Source organism: Bacillus litorisediminis (assembly GCF_022808645.1).
Taxonomy (GTDB): domain Bacteria; phylum Bacillota; class Bacilli; order Bacillales; family JC228; genus Bacillus_BF; species Bacillus_BF litorisediminis.
Genome location: NZ_JAKZKT010000011.1, coordinates 23,816 through 41,806, shown reverse-complemented (window position 1 = coordinate 41,806; position 17,991 = coordinate 23,816). Strand labels below are relative to the sequence as shown.

Below are 17,991 nucleotides of genomic sequence, written 5' to 3'. Positions count from 1 at the left end.
TGTTAAGTGAATTATAACATAGGGACGGTTCTTGTGTTTCATTCTGATTTCCGAAACACAAGAACCGTCCCTATGTTTCACCTCCGTTTTACACCCCGAATCCTAAGGTTGAGCGTCTTTTGACTAGGCGGACATCAAGTTCTTTTTCATCGGGAAGACCGTTGGTACCTTCGATTTTATGGATGAGTTTGTTGGTTGCTATAATGCCGATTTCGTAAATCGGCTGTTCGACTGTGCTTATTTCCGGTTCAACCATTTCCGTTAGTTTAATTCCGTCAAAGCCGATTAGGGCAACCTGTGTCGGGACTTGGATTCCCATTAGTTTTAAAGCCTTTAGCGATCCGATCGCCATCAGGTCATTAGCTAAAAATATACCATCCACATTGGGATTTTCCTGAAATAACTTTTCAGTTAAGACCTTTCCGCTTTCTAATGAAAAATCTCCTTCATATACGATAGGTTCCTTTTCTGGAAAGCGGCTTGCTAATCTATCTAGGTAGCCTCTCATTCTGTCTTGAGAAGGCGGATACGAAGCTGGACCGCTGATATGCGCAATATTTCTGCAGCCAACTTCTATTAAATGATCAACAGCTAAACTTGCCCCTTTAAAATTATTTAATCCAATGGAATCATCCGTATTATAATCCGCAGCTCGATCAATTCTTACAAAAGGGATTTGAAGTTCCTCAATTCCTTTTAAAACTTTTTCATCAAATTGGAATGATGCCAAAATAAAACCATCGACATATCTATTTTGAAGCTGGACCCAGAAATCATTGTTTTGCAGATCATCGTCATACGTGTTGACTAATATAATACTGTATCCCTTTGATTTAGCCACTTTTTCAATGGCAACTACGAGTTCCGGGAAAAAGGGGTTTGTGATATCAGGGATAATTAAAGCAATTGTCCTGGTTTTTTTCATAGCTAGCCCTCTTGCAATCTCATTGGGCTGATAGTTAAGGCGGTCCATTACATCTTTTATTTTTTTCTCTGCCTGATCACTGATATATCCATTATTATTTAAATATCGAGAAACAGTGGCGACAGACACACCGGCTTCCTTCGCTACATCTCGTATTGTTATTTTGCTTTTCACAAATTGTCTCCTTTTATTTGCTAAGTCTATCTTGTTTTTATTATATACATGCTGTTTTCGGAATCTATTTATTACGATATAAAATCCAACCACTGCAAATGTAAAAGGCTCAAGGAATGACCCTGAATATTTCAAACAGCATCTACCTTGAGCCTTCCCATCCCGTTTAATTGATCTCTTTCACTTTGAAACGATGGCATTCAGTTTCCCCTTGTTCAAGAACGGCTAAGCCAATCATTCCATATTCATTTTGGAGCTGATCGCTTTCAAAAAGAAGTTCCCCGTTAACTTCAAACTCAATCAAATTTCCTTTGCATGAAACGTGAAACTCATATACCTTACCATGGTCCCACTTATAAGAAACCGTTAGCAATCGCCTAATACCAAAATCATTTCTTATAAAAGATACTTGTCCCTCACCATCAAAACCAATGAAGTAATACCGTTCTGTCCCTTTTGCCCGGATTAGGAGACCATGACTATTACCACTGACAGGCTTAATCGCTGCTTGTAACTCAACATCACGGCAATAGTAATTGCCTGTATAGGAAGTAGCGTCCTCCTCGGTTACGCATTTTATATACCCATCCTCGAGAAGCCACTCTCCCCGATGGTGAGCAAACGGGGTGATGCTTTTAAATTCAACCGCTTGCTTCGAAAAATCCACAAAATACGTAGCATTTCCATAAATGCGGAACTCGTCAATAAACAGCTTTCCGAATGCCCGATTATGCAATGGAGATGGGCTTTCCACCACAAATCCTACCTCATCAATCATGGCACCGTCAGTATCAGGAATCACAAATTCTACATGTGTCCATTGATGCTGTTCTAAAACCACCTTTTCCAGCAATACTACTTCTTTTGAAAATGTATTGCGTACATAAGGCGTTAGATACACGTCTTCTCCCTGCCATTTGTCCAGAAAAACCTCTGCTGAAACTGTTTGCCCGCTATAAGCATTCGGAGCAAAAGTCGGTTTGTACTTTTCATCATTAAAATCTTCTCTTCGATAAAAGGGTTTGTAAAAAACTCTACTTTGGTCCCCTTCTACCATCCGGTCGAAAAGAACTTCCAAGGAACCCTTTGAAGAATAGCCCACTTCACTATTATGGCGAAGGAGAGTTTTAAAACGATTATTCGTACGAAAACCATGGGTTGATCCCGGTAATGTAAAATCAAAGTACACTTCCCCAAGGCGATAGCTGTCCTTTAAATAATCCGGAATCTCTTCTGCTGCTAGTTTATACCCTAATACAGCCAGTTCTTTACAAAAAGTCGGGATATCCAATAAGTTCAAGTATCCAGAAACACTCGAAGTAACAATAAAATCATTAACCGGTGCACGATAATGGTTAGGAATTCCTTCAATTCCATTCAGGACGCCTACAATCGTACCAACATTGCCCGCATTACAATCCGTATCCCAGCTGCACATCGTAGCTATTTCAATCGTTCTCGCAAAGTCACCTTTCCCGTATAGTAAAGCAAGAACACACACACCAGCATTCGGGATAATATGACATACACCCGTGTACTTATCATAGCCCCATTCATCTTCAAGAAATTGACGGCACTTTCTGAAATCCTCTTCATCCGGGTGCTTTTTGTAAAAGTCCATTACAGCCTGTGCAACTTCATAATAGGTGGACTGCTTTGGAATCACGGAAAGTCCAGCTTCGATTACTTCGTCAATCCCTTTAGCTGAAAATGCCTTAGAAATACAAGCAGCCATAAAACGTGCCCCATACAATCCATTTTTATCATGGGATACACTGGCTGCAATTTCTGCATACTGAGCAGCTTTGAACACATCGTTCGGAAACAACAAACCCCATGTATCTACGAAAATTTGCCCGCCAATTTGTTCAGCCAAGATAAGGCCATTTACATCAGCTGAACCCGACCTTGGTGCAGAAATCCCTCTCTTCAGGTTTAAATAAGCGGTATGTTCGGTACTGATGTTTTCTCCGCCCCACCAGAACATGCCAATACCTTCCCGTGTATAGTTGAGCCAAGCCCTGCCCACGTCTTCAGCAGTCAATTCCCTTCCAACTGCATCATCGATAAGAGCCCGAATAAAAAAGACCGGCCCATTTGCATCATCATCGGCTGAAAACATATTATAATCCTTGACGTATCCACGAATATCGCCGTGAATTTCTTGTATTTTTTCATAGGTCCACTCCACCGGTTCAAGCGGCGCTCCTAAGCGAATCCCTATATTCATCCCTAAAAATCCTGCGTATACTTTCTCTAAGTAGTTTTCAGGAAGCATTTACTCAACCCCTAGTTCTGCATTTCTCTCGAAGTACGCTTTTCTTTTTTCATTCACCCGGAGGTCTTCTGCGATGATGAGTTTTGCTACTTCAGCAAATTCGTCTGCCACCTGGATCAGCTTCAACTTATTGGTTTCTTCTAGCAATAGAATGTCTTCCTCCATAATCGAGCCAACACCATGCATGGCTCCTAAAATAACGCCAATCATTACACCGATTGAATCAGTGTCTCTGCCGGAGTTAATTCCGTCCAGAATAGCAGAATAGTAGTCTCCCTCATGTAAGACGATAAAAGCTAAAGCCAGCGGAAGCTCCTCAATCGAAAAGAGCCGGCTCGGCGTATAGTGATTAGAAGGAACTCCGACTTTTTCAATCTTCCGGTGAACATCATCTTTCATTGGAGAATATTTTTCTAAAGCTTGATGGAAAGTTTGAACCACTAAATCCATATTGGCTTTTTCACTTCGCAAATTCCTCGCAGCATCGGTTAAATCCTGTATCGCAGCTTTTGTGCCATCCTTCGCATAGTAAATAGCGGTGTCTACAATCTCATCCACCGTTACATTTTCTTCAAATGCCTTGGCCACACAGGCTGCCAGAACCCCAGCAGCTTCTAACCCGTAGCTGTTTTGGTGTCCCATTGCAAAAAGAATGGCTTCATCATAGGCTGCTTTTGGGTTACATGCATTAACGACTCCAATCGGAGCGATATACATAGCCGCTCCACAATTGACCATATTCCCAATTCCCGCTTCACGCGGATCGCAGTTAGCTAACACATGGCGCATAAAGATATATTTTTCGGGATAGAAGAGGCGATCAATAATGAGCGCCTCTCTGCCGAATTCCGGAATATAAGTTTTTCTGAAAGCAATTTCTTTGACAAACTCATTCCCCATATCATACGCGTCGAGATGTCTTTTTTCTTTAAGATAGACCTTGATAAGGGCAACTGTCATCAAGGTATCATCTGTTACAATGCCGTTGCCCCTCTTTCTTCCCAACGTAAGGTCAAGTGGATAGTCTTCTTTATACCACCTGGTACGCAAGGATTCGACCCGGTTATATTGACTTTTTATTTCTTCGTAGCTTAGCTTTTCCACGGGGGCTCCCATCGCATCTCCAAGAGCAGTAGATAAAACGACACCCCTTACTCGATCCTTAAATGAAACCATTGGAAAGACTCCCTTTATAGATTTTCGTTCGCGTATTCAGTGATTTGTTCTCCACCGGCATTTTTCCATTCTTCTACAAATTGATCAAAATCATCGATTGGCCGTTTACCAGTGATAATATCAGAAGCATATTCTTTATAAAGATTTTCCATCGCATCCCAGTTAGCTACGAACTCATCTGGAATAATGAAGCTATTATCTTCAGTATAATACTCATTCACAATCTCAGCCGATTTAGCAGCTGGCTCACTTAGCAGCGGAGTTTTTACAGGTGTTTCAGGATTGAACTCAGCTGGCTCCCAGAAACGTCAATACCATTCACTGTAGTATTTGTCATTTAATTCAATTTGGCCATCGACAATTTGATAGTGATCCCCTTCAAAGCCTAAGCGGTCAAGCATTTGGCCTTGTGGGCTAGCTAAATAATCTAACACCTGGAAGGCAATATCCTTATGTTCAGATTGAGAGGAAATCGCCACACCGCGAGATTCCTTTGTAATATCGGTCGCACCAAAACCTTGAGCTACTCCTTTTGCTGGCGGAAGCACCACTAATTCAGCACCTTCACCATTCACTTGCGTCATTTTTCCATTGTACAGGTCGATTACCTTACCATTTGTACCTACGATGACACCCACATCTCCGTCATAGAAAGCTTTTTCTTTCGTATCCCATGCTTTTGTCAGGTATTGTGGGTCAAGCAAACCTTCTTCATATAATTTGTTGTAGAATTCTAGTTTGTTTTTCTCGTATTCCGTAGTTTTTGCATATTGATAGCCTTCTTCTGTTTTAATCCAAGTATTTGTAATGCCAAAAGCCATGTTAAAGATAAAATCTAATTCAGTAATATCACCTGCTACCGTAACAGCGCTTGTTGGCTTTCCATTGCCTGGTGCTTTATCCACGAGCTCTTTGAAGAAAGCGTAATAGTTATCGACTGTCGGATCTTCCATTAAAGCCTGGGAGCTTTCCATTTGCTCAAACCAATCTCCGCGTATAACTGGTGTTTTTTGAGAAAGCGGCTTGATCCATAGTAAATATGGATAGTTTTCTAATCTTTTCTCATTGTATGGATATAAAACATCCTTAATATATTCCGATTCTTCAATATAAGGTCTTAAGTCTTCCAGCAATCCTTGCTGAGAAATCTGAACATCTCCGCCTTGGAAGTAAATAATATCCGGAATTTCTCCGCTATAAAGCAATAGATTTAGTTTTTCTGCATAGTTTCCTTGTGGTAATTCAACTTGTTCAAAATTCACATCCAAATTTTTGTCACGTTTTAGAGCCTTTTCTAATTCATCAAAATATTGGACAGCTACTGGATTGGATGGACCTTCATCCTTAAATGCAATTTTCAGGGTAACCGTTCCCTCTTCGGCGGTATCTTCATTGTTTTCCTCTTTCTTCTCAGCCTGATCTGAACAAGCGGCTAAAGTCATACTCATGACTACAGCGAACAAAAAGATAAAGATTTTCTTAAACATTCTCTTTTTTCCTCCCAAATTTTTAATGTTTTACTAGCAAATAATTGGGTTTCCCATCCGTCTTTAGTCCTTGACACCCCCTTCAAGCGCACCTTTGGTGTAGTATTTTAAAATCAGCGGGTACAACAGCAGTAATGGTACAATCGATATAATAATCGTCCCCGCCTGAAGGGATGCAAAATCAAGAGCGGCTACTTGTTCATAGGAAAGAAAATTTTGTACCCCGACGAGAGAAGTATTGTCCCTTTCTACAACAAATTGCCTTAAGACCACTTGGAGCGGCCATTTTTCTGTACTGGTTAAATAGATCATCGCCCTGAAGTATTCGTTCCAGTGATAAACTCCGTAGAAGAGTCCCATTGTCGCTAGAGCTGGCTTTGAGAGCGGCAGCATAATTCTCGTAAAAATTCTAAAGTGCCCCGCCCCATCAATGCGGGCCGCTTCAAGGATACTTTCAGGAACCTCCTCAAAGAATCTCATCATAATAAATAGGTAAAAGATATTGATCGTTTTATATAAAATCAGAGAAGCATACGAATCTAGTAAACCTAAATCACGTACAAGTAAATATTCAGGAATTAAACCTGGTTCAAATACCATGATAACGATCAGAAAAAGCATCACTAATTTTCTGCCTGGGAATCTGGTTCGCGCTAACACGTATGCGGTCATTGCGGTCAGCAGTAAATTAAAGGCTGTTCCCACAATCGTAATAAACAGCGTATTAAATATACTTTTTACAATTAAAGGATTCGACAAAAGAACCTGGTAGTTAATCAATGAGAAACCTTCTGGAATAATATCTAAACCGCCAAGTTCATGAACTTTCAGCGGATCAGATAGTGACATAGCCAGTAAGTGTAAAAGGGGAACCACAACCGACAAAGTTACTAAGAAGAGAAAACCGTAAATCAAGATGCTTGAGACACTAAATTTTTTAAGTTTCATTGTGTTCCACCTCCTATTACCAAACACCCTTACCGGTGATTCGTTTTGATATAAAGTGTGTGCTTAAGATTAAAATGACACCAATAACACCCTTAAACAGACTTGCTGCTGTAGACAAGGAATATTGCCCATTTAATATACCGATTCGATATACATAAGTATCTAAGATATCAATGACACTAATGACAGAATCGTTTATCATATTAAATACTTGGTCAAAACCAGCGTTCATAAAGAAACCTAAATTTAAAATAAAGACGGTGATAATAGTTCCTTTAAGAGCAGGCAGTGTAATATATCGCATCTGCTGGAGCCTTGAGGCTCCGTCCATTTTAGCCGCTTCGTACAGAGAAGGACTGATTTTTAAAATCGCAGCTAAATAGATAATCGAATCCCATCCGGCACTTCGCCACATTTCCTGAAAGACTAGCACCCAGCGGATATGATCTTTGCTTGTCATATAATCAAGAGATGGCAATTGGAAGAAATCCCGAATAACTGCAATGCCACCTTCAACCGGATTTAAGAAAGCAATCCATATCCCAGCAATGACAACCCATGAGAGAAAGTGCGGCAGGTAAACGACTGACTGTACATATTTTCTAAAAATCCCCTCGCGCAGCTCATTAATTAGCAGCGACATGATAATAGGAATCGGAAAGAAGAAAACAATTTTCATCACACTGATAATAATGGTATTTTTCAATACATCAAGGAAAGCTGGAGAGCTGAAAAGGGTTTCAAAATGCTTCATCCCAACCCAAACATTTTCCCCGATAATTCGGTAATCCTGAAAGGCAAGCTTCATCCCGATTAATGGAATAACATGAAAGATACTAAAATATAGGATGGCGGGAAAAAGCATGACATACAGAACCCAATTTGCTTTAATTTGTTTGAGTATGCCCTTCACTTTCATGTACATGCTCCTTTTTCTTTTCAAAATGGGTCACATCTGACCGATAAGGCATCCCCGTTTGTGCCCCCTTCTTTGTGACCGATAAACCCGCGGCAATGGTTCCAAACCTTATACTTTCAATCAAAGATTTTCCTTCTGCAACAGCAACTGCAAATGCTCCAGAAAACGTATCACCCGCACCAGTTGTATCAACTGGTGTTACTTTCATGGAAGGTACTAACACGATTTCCTTTCCATCGAAAAACCGAACCCCTTCTGCCCCGCACGTGATAATTAATTTATTTGGGTAACGGCCAAGAAGCATTTCCATGGAATCTTCTGTACTAAATATGGTTTGATATTCGTATTGGTTTGGCGTTAGATACGTGATTTTTTCAATTAATTCCTGAGGTAAAGCTTGTGCCGGTGCCGGATTTAGAATAATGGTTTTTCTGTGTTCATATAAAATCGGAATAAGATACTCTAACATCTCAACTGGTGTCTCGAGCTGAAACATAAAAACATCATGTTGTAAAATCGCTGATAACATACGTTCAACATATGCATCATTGGTAGACTCATTCGATCCTGGCACTACTAAGATCCGGTTGTCGCTATTACAAAGCTCGATAAAGGCTGCACCAGTCGGCTGATCATCGATAAATTGAAGATTTGCCAGATTAATATTTTCGTTTTTTAACTTTTTAACAATGATTTCACAATTTTCGTCATTACCGAGAGAACCAAATAAAGAAACCTCTCCCCCAAGCCGTGCAGCTGCCACAGCCTGATTGGCACCCTTTCCTCCTATTGATAAGAAGAAATCCTTTCCTAATACTGTCTCTCCTATTTCTGGGAGAATATCAGATTCAATAAAATAATCCATATTAATACTTCCAATAACCGCAATTTTCTTCATTTGGCATCATCCTACTCAATCGTTATATTCATTAGCGGCGCATGCTGCTGAGCTCCATACACATCCCTGTCACCAACAGTGCCCGACGATATATCTCTAAAAATCGTAATCTTGATCCCGAGTGCCTGATCAAAGAATACTATATGCTCTACTTGATCCACTGAAATATTAAAAAGTTTACATATGGTTTGGATATTGATTTTTCCAGAATTCTTTACTTTTTCATAGATTTCTTTTTGATCAAACAGAATATCAAATGTCAGTTCGAAGGGCCCCGCGTTTTTACTTCTTAATACTTTAGCAAGTTCATATAGTGTGGCCATCCTCTTCTCTCCCCTTTACAGATACTCAATCATAAATGGATTTTCATCGATTTCCATTAGGTGATAAATCGAGAATTCATAAACAGGGCCAAACTCTACATCACTTGGTGCAAATGGGAAGGCCAAGTTCCCTGCGGTTGATTTCCTTGCTTCATATCCATAATGGAGAAAAGTGGAACGTACACTTGCGCAAATACTGCTCGCCAGTTCTTGAGTTTTAGCCACCACTTCGAACATGACTCCAATTTCATGACCTTGAAAGGCGGCCGTTTCTCTTGTTCCAAGCACTCCATTCTTCCCGTAGTTATAAAAGTGAATCGAGTAATCCTCAGAAGGAATATCTTCGTAATAGTGTTTGACTTGTTCCGTGACAAGATTCTCGATTTCTTCTATATTTTGGACTAATATCGGGTCGCGGACACCTGCTATCACAAAGGTACGATAAGCAACCTTCCGTGCCCCTTCGAGTTTAATTAAGTACTTTTCATTTTTTACAAGCTTACTATTTTTTACCTCGACAACCCCGTCACTTACTTGGGTAAATTCACATTGACTTAAATCAAGAGTGAGGCCTGGTCCATGCAGGATAAAGGGATGTTCCTTTTCATAGAAGGTGTGAGCACTGACACTAATTGGCGAACACTTTCGAGCCGGATTCAAGGATTGAACGGTAAAAGAATCATCCGTTAATGTCCCAAGAATACAATCCTTCGTCGTTCCAGGCTCTGCACATAAGGCTCCGCATTCTAGTATTTTTCCTAAGTGATAAGACAGGCCTGAATCTTTTCCATGGTAGATCCCAATGGCAGCAAATGGGGACGGATCATAGGCTCTGCCGCATACGATGATGTCAGCATTATTTTCGAGTGCTTCTAAAATCGGTTCATGTCCCATTTGTGCAACAATACTGTCCGTTTCACGGATTGTTTTTTCAGTTAAGGCTGGAATATTAGGTGTAAGCGGTTTAATTTTCCCCGCTTCGTTTGCCTGTATAATAGATTCCTGTGAAAAATCTGCCCAGATGATGGCGAGCTTTGCAGTAAGATTTCTTTCTGCTAAAATCTCCTGAATGATGTCGATTGTCCATTGAACGTGTGGTCTCGCCCCAGCTCCCCCAGCAGAACCTATTATGATAGGAATCTTTCGTGGAACTCCATTTTTAATCAAAATATCTAAATCCTTTTTGGTGGCACGTCTGCTGACAATTGCTACTCCTGCTCCTAACTTATGTGGCCCTGCATCAGTGGAACCGGCATCTACAACAATCCCATGTACCTCATTCTCAAATGCCCGATTAAACGATTCTTCTGGAAAGCCGTAGCCTAGAATTCCGCACGGAGAGACAATCCGTATATCATTGCTGCTCATATCGTACCCTCTTTCGCTGAACTTGGAATGTGTAACCGGTTACACAAAAAGCAAAAAAATGAAGCTCTATTTTTACGTATAGGACTATTAATAGAACTTTTCTATATATTTATGTAACCGGTTACACATCTTTTCTTTAAAATCATGTTAACTTCTGCCTAATCAACTGTCAACAAAAAATTTAAAAAGCGAAACACAGGGACGGTTCTTGCGTTTCAAACGCAGCTCCTTATTAAGTGAATTTTCATAAGGTTTCATTTGGATGCTCCTTGTCCTCTGTCAACTGAATCTGTAAATACCTCCCCTATCCCACCTTGGTCGTTAACCCTCTTTCCTTCATGCAAATTATATTAACAAGTACTTCTTCAAATAAACCTCTCAATCTGTTATCACTTTTAAAAATGCTAACTTCCCTATCGGAAATTCTCCAAGCCTGCCTAGAATACAATGAGTCTTGGGAAGACACTTCTTATTTTTTCTGGAAAAAAGCAATGATAAGACAAATTGTAAAACATCCTCCCCATAATTTTTAACACTATGAATAATATTAACTTGTAGCATTAAACATATAATTAGAAAAATTCAGTCAATTAAAATAAATAGACGGACTGGGAGGGAAACGAATGGTATACATCTCTCGAATAGAGAAGCAATTGTTGGAGTTAGCGGAAATCGGCAAGATTAGCGAAACAGGTGTATCACGTCTAGCCCATTCACCAGAAGATAGAGAAGCGATCAATCTCGTTGAAACATGGATGATTGATGTCGGAATGTCTGTAACCATCGATTCCTTTAGTAATGTAATTGGTGTTTACCCCGGGAAAAATCCTCAACTTCCACCTGTTGTTATTGGATCCCACATTGACACACAGCCATATGCTGGCAGATTTGACGGTACCATCGGAGTGTTAGGTGCCATAGAAGTTATTAGGTTATTAAAGGAAAAAAACATCCAGCCAAACAGAACGATAGAGGTAGTCGCATTCTCCGATGAAGAAGGTTGCCGCTTCAATAAAGGATTGTTTGGGGTAAGAGGACTTACTGGAAAACTAGAGGAAAATGAATTAGATCGTAAGGATCAAAACGGAATAACTAGAAAGGAAGCACTTGAGCGTATTGGAATTGAAGTCAATCGGACACAAGAACCTAGGTACATGCCTGAGAATGTTTGTGCATTTATCGAAATGCATATTGAACAAGGTCCAATACTAGAATCCAAAGATTTAGCAGTAGGCATTGTTTCAGGAATTTCCGGGCCACTATGGTTGACAGTGGAATTCAAAGGTCACTCTGGTCATGCTGGTGCGGTTCCTATGAATCTTCGACAAGACGCCTTAGTAGGAGCTTCCCGAGTAATCTATCTATTTGATGAAATGTTAAAGGACAACCCTGATCATCCAACTGTAGGAACGGCAGGTCATATCGTCAACTTCCCGAATTCCCGAAATACCATCTCCGAACATGTTACCTTTACTGTTGACCTGCGAGATATTGATCCTAAACGCCGGAGCCATTATGAAAAAACATTGTACAACCTCATCGAGAGTACGGCTGAAAAATACAACCTGGATTATTCCATAACGAAAGACACCAATAGTCATCCTAAATATTGCGCGGACTGGATCAAAGCCATCATGGCAGAAGAATTAGCAAAAATGGGACATCAACCGTTTGAATTAATGAGTGGACCATTTCATGATTCGTTAATCATGGCAGATTGCTGTCCGTATGGAATGATTTTTGTTCGATGTAAAGATGGAATTAGTCACCACCCAAAGGAATTTGCGAGTATGGAGGATATAGCAATTGGAACAGAGTTGCTATATCGAACCGTCTTAAGGATAGCTGCAAAAAATGAAATATTGGAGGGATCACAATGAAGGCTACATTCAAACGACCGAAATCGGCTAAAGAATGGCTAAGTTTTTCCCTAATAATCTTTGTCATTCTCTTAGGAAGCTGGCCCGTTATTCCAATCTTCAATAAAGAAGTCATAGTATTTGGAATGCCGCTCATCATGACATGGTCCGTTTTTATTATCTTTTTAACTACCTTTATCATGTGGTTAATCAATAGAATTGGAGGTGTCAAATAATGCAGTCCTACATTCCTTTTCTTATTACGGTTTCCTATATGGTAGTTGCTGTTGTGCTTGGGTTTACTGCCGGTAAAGGGAAAAACATGAATAATGTGGAAGAATGGGGTGTTGGCAGCCGAAGCTTTGGGCCAATTATGATGTACCTATTAATTGGTGCCGGCGGTGTTAGTGCGTATACCTTTATGGGTTCACCGGGCTGGGCCTATACCAAAGGGGTTCCCGCACTTTACGTGGTTGTCTATTTAACGTATATGGCGATCTTGGCTTGGTACTTTGGTCCAAAAGTATGGGAACTTGGTAAAAAATATAACCATGTTACCCAATCCCAGGCGATTGCGGACAGGTACGAAAGTAAAGCATTAGGCGGATTAACGTCAATCGTTACCTCAATAGGTGTTCTAGCCTATGCCGTTATTCAAACAACTGGTTCTGCTTATATCCTGAACGTCATGAGTTATGGATTGATTCCGACTTGGGTTGGTGTATTTCTCTCCCTAGGTGCGATTGCCATTTATCTATATAAAAGCGGGTTAAAGGCAATTGGTGTAACGAACGCCTTTCAAGGTGCATTAATGTTATTTGTATCATGGTTTGTCGGTTTATGGGCAACCCAGCAATTTACAGGAAGTTATTCGTTCAGACCTATTTTTGAACGAGTGATGCAAGATGTGCCAGAGTTTTTAACACTTCCTGGAGCATTAGGTGATATGAACGCTACATTTTGGACAACTTCGATCTTGATATCCTTCTTCTCTATTTGGCAAACACACTGGATCCAATGGATGGGGGCAGATTCGAAACAATCTATAAGAAGATCGGCAACATTACTGCCTACTTTTTACGTCGTTCTGATTCCAATGATTGTGGTTGGGTTTATCGGAATATTTGCCTATCCAAATTTAGCAAATCCAGATACGGTTGCGATTCAATTTGCAGTTGATAACATGCCAGTCATTGTTGCCGGTCTGCTAGGTGCAGGAACACTTGCTGCAGCGATGTCTTCTTGTGAACCCTGTATTCACGCAACTGCATTAAGCTATAGTAAAGACGTACTGCAACCACTGTTAAAATGGAACGAAACGACCGTAGGTATTTGGACAAGACGGTTGATTTTCCCAATCATGGTCTTTATTGTTGCACCAATCTCAATCATTCAGCCTGCAAGTCTCGTTTACATCCTGCTGATTGGGTATGGATTTATTGGACAATCTTTCCCATCCATTGTAGGTATGTTCTTTTGGCCAAGGGCAACCAAACATGGTGCATTCTGGGGGCTATTTGGGGGATTCGTTGTAACTCTATTATTCTCTTTTGTCATCCCGCATCCTATGGATATTCATGCAGGTATTTGGGGATTGTTAGTCAATTTGACCATATTCGTTGTTGTATCTTTAGTGACTAAACCTGCTTCTAAAGAAACGATTGAAAGATTCTTCCCAGAAATGGTTGATGAATTATATGAAGAAAAGATTCTGCCATCCATTCAAGCAGAAACAAAATAAATACGGGGAGGAAAATAGTATGGAAAAGCAATACCTGTTTGTTGATGGTGAAGTTATTACAGCCAATAGTAAAAATCAAGTAGCAGAAGCTGTTGCCGTCAAAGGAAATAAGATAATTGCCGTCGGATCGACCGATGAAATACTCAAGCTAAAAGATAAAAACAGTGAGCTAGTTCATTTGAATGGGAAAACATTGCTGCCAGGTTTTATTGATTCGCATTTGCACATTACCGTGTATGGTACCAATACCCTTTCTATTTCGTGTAAAAGCGAAAGCATCCAATCGATTGAAGATCTGCTTGATGAATTAAAAGTCCGCGCTGAATATACTCCAAAAGGAGAATGGATTCGAGCTTGGGGTTATTTGGAAGATAAAATGATGGAGAAACGCTATCCTACAAAAGAAGAGCTGGATTCCGTTACAAAAGACCACCCAATCCTGATATGCAGGGCCTGCGGACATATTTCAATCGTAAATAGCTATGCACTTCGCTTAGGCAAAATAGATGCCCATACACCCGATCCTGAAGGAGGAAAAATTGGCAGAAATCACAACGGGGAGCCAACTGGATTATTAATTGAAAATGCCCATATGAAAATGTTCTCGATCGCTAAGTTTTCCGACAAAGAATTAACCGAAGCACATAAAATTGCATCCGAACATTTCGCGGCAAAAGGAATTACATCCATTCATGATGCAACTGGATATGGCTTAAATAATTTACGAGTTCTCCAGGCGGATAGCCAAAACGGCGTCATTAAACAAAGAGTCTATGCCATGGTTGGTGCACTTAATAATGCACAAGCAGTTGTGAAGCATATGACCAATTCCGGTATCTTTACTGGTTTAGGTGGCGATAAATTTAGACTGGGTCCGGTAAAATTATTCTTGGACGGGAGCAGCAGCGGTCCTACAGTTTGGACTCGCGAGCCATATACGAGTGATCCTGAAAATTATGGTATCCACTATTTTTCTCAGGAAGAAGTCGATGAATTATTGATTCCAGCCCATGAAAAAGGATGGCAAATTACCGCTCATGCACAAGGGGACGCAGCCATTGAAATGCTATTACATACAATTGAAAAAGCGAATCGGCTTCATCCGCGCCTTAATGCTAGGCACCGGATTGAGCATGCAGGAATTGCTAAACCGGATCTCATTCAACGAATGAAAGAATTAGGCGTGGTCCCCACTCCAAATCCTGCTTTTGTCTATGAATACGGAGATGGGTATATAAAAAATTATGGCGAACGAGTGAACCATATGTACCCGTTGGCGGACTATCTTGAAGCTGGAATCCCTGCGGCTATTGCTTCAGACTGTCCGGTTACAGACTTTTCACCAATACGCGGTATACATGCAGCGTTAACAAGGCGTTCTCAATCCGGAAAAGCCGTCGGTGAGAATCAACGAATCTCTCTACTGGAGGCAATTCGAATGTATACCTATAACGGCGCATATGCATCGTTTGAAGAAAATGTAAAAGGCAGCATTGAACCTGGAAAATTAGCTGACTTAGTGTTACTTGACCGTTCACTCCTTAACTCGGAAATAGATGAGCTGCTTGATACTCAAGTAGAGTGGACGATGATTGATGGCAAAATCGTGTATACCAGCGCAAAGGCAGAGATTGAAGCGTGAATAAATCTCAGGAATATGTTGTTAAATTAACTGGGTCTCCGTACGAAATAGGGTATAAACACGGCAGTATAGCAAAAGAAAAAGTTCATAATAGTCTAGAAACCTATGAGAGAATGTTTAAGGAAGAGTCAGGTTTTTCATGGAAGGAAGCATGCGAAAAAGCCCTGCTGCATGTGGATGCCATTGAAACATATAATAGGAATTACCTGGAAGAAATGGATGGACTAGCGCGAGGCGCAGCTGTCCAATTTGAGGATATCTTAGCACTCAATGCACGAAGCGAAATTGCCTTAGTTACCTCACCTGACGGGTGCACAGCCTTTTCTTTGACCAATCCGAAAACCTCCACCACCTGGTTAGCACAAAACTGGGACTGGAAGGGATTGCAAATAAATTCATTGGTTCATCTCAAAATTGAGCAAAAAGGGTTGCCAACTTTGGAGTTTATTACCGAAGCTGGCATTATCGGTAAAATAGGATGTAATAGTGAAGGAATCGGTGTATGCTTAAATGCCTTAGTAACCGATACCTGGCAGCCAAAGGTACCTATTCATCTGGGACTGCGAGCAGTATTAGAATCATCCTCTATAGAAGAAGTCATCACTAAGGTTAAGGTAGGTTATAATCAGATGGCCTCCCCTGCTCACTTCCTGGTCGCATCAGCAGATGAAAAAGCCGCAAGTTTAGAGGTCTCCCCTATTCATACAGCCGTGATTGAATCGACAAATGGGAAAGTCACCCATACTAATCACTTATGTTCGTTAGAAATGAAGAATAGAATCAATGAAAGAACCAAACCCGATTCATTCAGCCGCTTCTCAACGATGAATAGCTTGTTAGACTCCTTGAACGAAACAGAGCTCGATGAGGATCATTTATTCCAGATCTTATCAAACCACCATAATTATCCCTATTCCATTTGCCGTCACAAGCCTAATGAACCGAATGATGCTGAGCCATATATGGAGACGGTATTTAGTGTAGTGATGAATTTAACGCAACAAAAGTTGTGGTGGGTAAAAGGGAAACCTTGTGAAAGGAAGCTTAGTTAAAACTATAAATGAACCTTCTAATGGTATGGTAATTGGGTTTTATTATCTCAAAACCATTTCATACCGTGGCTGGTTCTTTTTTTTGGGGTGAAACATAGGGACGGTTCTTGCGTTTCAAAATGAAACGCAAGAACCGTCCCCTTTTCCCTTTGCTCCCCTATTTTGATTCACTAGTTCCTTCTGGTTTTTCTTTAGATAAAAACCAACCACCTACTGCTATAAGAATCATCACGGACCAGAAGATGGTGTTCCAAATCGGTCCTTCAACAAACTCATGCGGAATAATGTGCAAGGCTGGATGGGCAAGTGTATGCATTAATAACTTAATCCCAACCCAACCAACAATGAGCATAGCGGCGGTTTCTAAACCAGGGCGTGTTGTCAGTAATTTCACAAACAATCCTGCAGCAAACCGAATGACGATTAATCCTGCAATCGCACCTAATAAAATAACTATAAATTTCGCGCCATCCATACCTCCGATTGCGAACATTGGCGTATCTGGCAAGGCAAGGACTAGAGCAACTGCGGCTAATATCGAATCGACGGCAAAAGCGATATCGGCTAAGGCAATTTGGGCAATCGTCATACCATAGCTTTTTCCCTGCATGTCTTTTTCACCGTGATCTCTTTGAAATAAATGCTTCAAAGCGATGAAGATCAAATAAGCAGCTCCGATAGCTTGAATCCACCAAACATGGAAAAGGAACGAAATAATAAAAATCGCACCAATCCTAAATATAAAGGCTAATAACAAGCCAATATTAAGGGCTTTTTTTTGCTGTTCCTCTGGCAAATGTTTTGCCATGATAGCTAAAACTAAAGCATTATCTGCAGATAATAAACCTTCTAATACAATCAATACAAGTAAAACCCAGCCATACTCTACTAACAAAGATAATTCCATATTGTCCCCCTATCAATGATTACTTTGAATCGGCAGTATAAAATATATAATAACCTAAATTAATCAAAGATTTCCATTTTCTTTCTTCAAAATAGTGTTCCAATAAAATATTGTTTCAATGTTACTATTTCATTATTCAATTTTTCTAATCACCTTCACTTCAACAAGTTGCTAACAAGGTTTACGAAATACAGAAATAAAAGTCGGATAAGACAAGATATGATTTTCTGAAGTAGAAAGTTCTGACAGATCTTTCAAAACAGGCACAAATTAAAGCCTTGCGAGATTCTCAAG

16 protein-coding genes are annotated in these 17,991 nt (G+C 40.3%); 5 read left to right on the top strand and 11 right to left on the bottom strand.

Going from position 1 to position 17,991, the window contains the following annotated elements:
* Positions 1-88 precede the first annotated feature (88 nt).
* The 10 genes from MLE14_RS07790 to MLE14_RS07750 all read right to left on the bottom strand — a co-directional run bounded on the left by MLE14_RS07790 (position 89) and on the right by MLE14_RS07750 (position 10,496).
* Entirely contained in the window at positions 89-1,099 is a 1,011-nt protein-coding gene (locus tag MLE14_RS07790; protein ID WP_243297798.1) for a LacI family DNA-binding transcriptional regulator, read from the bottom strand.
* A gap of 166 nt (positions 1,100-1,265) precedes the next feature.
* Positions 1,266-3,377, bottom strand: coding sequence for an ADP-ribosylglycohydrolase family protein (locus MLE14_RS07785; protein ID WP_243297797.1), 2,112 nt, complete (start codon positions 3,375-3,377; stop codon positions 1,266-1,268).
* Positions 3,378-4,553: an ADP-ribosylglycohydrolase family protein gene (locus MLE14_RS07780; protein WP_243297796.1), complete on the bottom strand. Its 1,176-nt coding sequence runs from the start codon at positions 4,551-4,553 to the stop codon at positions 3,378-3,380.
* A gap of 14 nt (positions 4,554-4,567) precedes the next feature.
* Positions 4,568-4,774, bottom strand: coding sequence for a hypothetical protein (locus MLE14_RS22595; RefSeq protein ID WP_313897738.1), 207 nt, complete (start codon positions 4,772-4,774; stop codon positions 4,568-4,570).
* A gap of 87 nt (positions 4,775-4,861) precedes the next feature.
* The gene (locus MLE14_RS07775) at positions 4,862-6,040 is read right to left on the bottom strand and encodes an extracellular solute-binding protein (protein ID WP_313897737.1); all 1,179 of its coding nucleotides are present in this window, start codon (positions 6,038-6,040) and stop codon (positions 4,862-4,864) included.
* Between the two features lie 63 nt (positions 6,041-6,103).
* Positions 6,104-6,988, bottom strand: coding sequence for a carbohydrate ABC transporter permease (locus MLE14_RS07770; protein ID WP_243297795.1), 885 nt, complete (start codon positions 6,986-6,988; stop codon positions 6,104-6,106).
* A gap of 16 nt (positions 6,989-7,004) precedes the next feature.
* Positions 7,005-7,907: an ABC transporter permease gene (locus MLE14_RS07765; RefSeq protein WP_243297794.1), complete on the bottom strand. Its 903-nt coding sequence runs from the start codon at positions 7,905-7,907 to the stop codon at positions 7,005-7,007.
* Complete coding sequence (gene rbsK / locus MLE14_RS07760) at positions 7,876-8,805, bottom strand: ribokinase (RefSeq protein WP_243297793.1); 930 nt, start codon at positions 8,803-8,805, stop codon at positions 7,876-7,878. Before rbsK ends, MLE14_RS07765 begins: the two co-directional genes overlap by 32 nt.
* 11 nt (positions 8,806-8,816) lie before the next feature.
* Entirely contained in the window at positions 8,817-9,128 is a 312-nt protein-coding gene (locus MLE14_RS07755) for a DUF4387 domain-containing protein (RefSeq protein WP_243297792.1), read from the bottom strand.
* Positions 9,129-9,143: 15 nt separating this feature from the next.
* Positions 9,144-10,496, bottom strand: a complete 1,353-nt coding sequence (locus tag MLE14_RS07750; protein ID WP_243297791.1) for an acyclic terpene utilization AtuA family protein — start codon at positions 10,494-10,496, stop codon at positions 9,144-9,146.
* A gap of 623 nt (positions 10,497-11,119) precedes the next feature.
* Here MLE14_RS07750 and MLE14_RS07745 point away from each other — a divergent pair.
* From MLE14_RS07745 to MLE14_RS07725, 5 genes are read left to right on the top strand one after another with little or no spacing between them, the layout of a single operon-like run.
* Complete coding sequence (locus tag MLE14_RS07745) at positions 11,120-12,376, top strand: M20 family metallo-hydrolase (protein ID WP_243297790.1); 1,257 nt, start codon at positions 11,120-11,122, stop codon at positions 12,374-12,376.
* A complete protein-coding gene (locus MLE14_RS07740) occupies positions 12,373-12,591 on the top strand; it encodes a hypothetical protein (protein WP_243297789.1) in 219 nt (72 codons plus the stop codon). The genes MLE14_RS07745 and MLE14_RS07740 overlap by 4 nt, the downstream gene beginning before the upstream one ends.
* Positions 12,591-14,096: a sodium:solute symporter family protein gene (locus MLE14_RS07735; protein WP_243297788.1), complete on the top strand. Its 1,506-nt coding sequence runs from the start codon at positions 12,591-12,593 to the stop codon at positions 14,094-14,096. The genes MLE14_RS07740 and MLE14_RS07735 overlap by 1 nt, the downstream gene beginning before the upstream one ends.
* A gap of 19 nt (positions 14,097-14,115) precedes the next feature.
* Positions 14,116-15,738, top strand: coding sequence for an amidohydrolase (locus tag MLE14_RS07730; protein ID WP_243297787.1), 1,623 nt, complete (start codon positions 14,116-14,118; stop codon positions 15,736-15,738).
* Positions 15,735-16,790 carry a C45 family autoproteolytic acyltransferase/hydolase gene (locus MLE14_RS07725; RefSeq protein ID WP_243297786.1) on the top strand — a complete coding sequence of 352 codons (1,056 nt, stop codon included), beginning with the start codon at positions 15,735-15,737 and terminating at the stop codon, positions 16,788-16,790. Before MLE14_RS07730 ends, MLE14_RS07725 begins: the two co-directional genes overlap by 4 nt.
* A gap of 157 nt (positions 16,791-16,947) precedes the next feature.
* Here MLE14_RS07725 and MLE14_RS07720 read toward each other — a convergent pair whose 3' ends face one another.
* Complete coding sequence (locus tag MLE14_RS07720; RefSeq protein WP_243297785.1) at positions 16,948-17,697, bottom strand: TerC family protein; 750 nt, start codon at positions 17,695-17,697, stop codon at positions 16,948-16,950.
* Between the last annotated feature and the right edge of the window lie 294 nt (positions 17,698-17,991).